Source organism: uncultured Limnohabitans sp., assembly GCF_937889215.1.
In the GTDB taxonomy this organism is placed as follows: domain Bacteria; phylum Pseudomonadota; class Gammaproteobacteria; order Burkholderiales; family Burkholderiaceae_C; genus Limnohabitans_A.
The window spans coordinates 1-2,050 of sequence record NZ_CALBEX010000451.1; the positions used below are offsets into that span (position 1 = coordinate 1).

Annotated in this window: 2 protein-coding genes and 1 pseudogene; all 3 read right to left on the reverse strand. The window is 62.3% G+C overall.

Features of this window, described 5'->3' with window-relative positions; all coding sequences use genetic code 11:
• Nucleotides 1–502: pseudogene (locus tag Q0341_RS11470) on the reverse strand (hypothetical protein); the annotation flags it as partial.
• Nucleotides 499–1,626 (reverse strand): prolyl oligopeptidase family serine peptidase, encoded by a 1,128-nt coding sequence (locus tag Q0341_RS11475; protein WP_299513381.1) that lies wholly within the window; start codon nt 1,624–1,626, stop codon nt 499–501. The pseudogene Q0341_RS11470 and the gene Q0341_RS11475, both read right to left, overlap by 4 nt.
• Nucleotides 1,627–1,636: 10 nt before the next feature.
• Nucleotides 1,637–2,050: DUF6622 family protein (locus Q0341_RS11480; RefSeq protein WP_299513383.1), on the reverse strand; the 414-nt coding region annotated here is incomplete at its 5' end.

Genomic DNA, 2,050 nt, shown 5'->3' on the forward strand with positions numbered 1-2,050 from the left:
GCATGAGCTGCGCCTGTGTCACCTCGTTGGCCAGCGATTCGGCTTTGCCGCGTTGGCTGAAATACGCGACGAAGGCGACGCTGAGGGCGAGGGCGCTGACCATCAGGCCCAAAAACCGGTTGCGATTGAGGTACCACAACTCCCAAGTGGACTTGCCTGAATAAGCGTCGCCCACCAGCGTGCCCAGCACATAGCCCAGCGGAATGCCAACCAACAGCATGAGCGTGGCGGGCAGCGCAGGTGGCCAGTAGTAGGGCGCGGGTGAGCGCAGCAGGCGCTTGAAGGCAAAGCGCGGCACATCGGTCAGCAGCCAAATGAAGGTGGAGATAGCGTAGGCGTAGACCATCGAGACATCGATGGCGCTGGGGTGTCCCTTGGCCACGTTGCCGTTCCAAGTGCCCAAGCCAATCAACAAAGCCACGCCCCACACGATCAGCAAGCGCTGCAGCAAGGGGCGACGGTGATGGGGCGGGAGCCAGGCAAGGAGGGGGTGGGTGTTCATGGCTGAGAGAGCTTTTGCTTGAAGAATACCGCGATCTGGTCGAAGGCTTTTTGGCGGTCTGCGTCGGTGAATTCGGGCTTGGGCATGCCCCCGCGCATTTGGGTGGCGGCCACGGTTTGGGCCACGCTGGCAGGCCAGGGTGATAGCCAGTCGAAGTGGCCCGCTTGCGGGTGGTCCGACAGGGTGGTGCAGGTTTTGCAATGTTTCAACACATGCTGACTGTGAAAGCGGGGCAGCAGCACACCGTCATCGCCCGATGTGCTCAGGCCCACGGGGATGCGGATGCGCGCCAGGCTTTCGGGGGTGAAGATGACGCCGACGGGCACGGCCATGCTGACGGCTGCCACACGGGGGTCTGGGCGTGGGTCATGGCCTTGGTCTTGGGCTGTTGTCTTGGGATTGCCGCCGTGCACCACTTTCAAGTTGTCGGGGGCGTTGCTTTCGGTCAAAACCTTCGCCATGAAAAACTGGGTTTTGCGCTGAAGTTGGGGCCAAGTCTTTCCACCCAAGCCGTTCAGGCAAAAGCCGATGTCCTCGTCCAGGTTCTGCGCACAGTGCTGGATCAAATTCAACATGCGCCATTGCGCCCCGGCCAGCACCAAGCCGGTCACGCCGCCTGCCGACATGCCGTGCACGCCCACGCGGCGGGTGTCCACCAGCGCGGCCAGTGCAGGGTCACGCGCCACGGCGTCGATGGTCTCGCTCACATCTTGCGGCCGGGTTTTCCAGCTCTCAGGGCCTGCTTTGCTGAAGTCTTGCCAGTTGTCGCCACGGTGCTCGGGCTGGGCCACCACAAAACCGGCGCGGGCCAGTGTGGCGGCCAGGGTGTGTTCGGGCAGGGCGCTGCCTGCGGTGCCGTGCGACAAGACGATGAGCGCCCGTTTGCCCGATGCCGCTGTTGAATCTGCTGGCAAAGGCGCAGCGTTGCTGGCGATGGGGACGGTGAATGCGCCGTAAGTGACGTCTTGAGCCACCGCCGCAGTGGGGTAGACCAAGGTGATGGGCATACCGTTCGACTGAATCTGGCGCATGCCCACAGAGGTGACTTGGGCCTGGCTGGCGCTGGCGGCCAGCAAGCTGAAGGCGCACGCCAGGCGGGTGAAGGTTTGGAGAGGGGTGTTCATACAGTTTCTTTCATTGAAGTTTCAAAAAACGCCAAACCCGAGCGATGACGATGCCGGACAAAAGCCCATACAGAGCGCTGATACCGATGGCCGCTTGCAAGCTGTGCATGGTTTCTGGCGCGATGGTGTTCAGCATGCCCACGACAAATTTGCAGGCAAAGATGGCCATGAACAAAGCCAGTGGCAACCAACTGCCGGGCAAGGTGAAGCGTTGGGTGGCGGGGTTGAAGCTGGCCCCAGCGGGGGCGGCGCTTTGGCTCAAGGCCCAGCTCACGAACAGGCCCGTGAGTGCCCAACTGATCAGGGCGACCACCAACCAAGGCGTGGGCCACCAAAGTTGCACCACGCTGATCAAGGTCACAACGGTCAGCGCGACTTTCGCACCTAGCAGTTGCAGCTTGCGCACTTGCCGGGTACGGGTCTG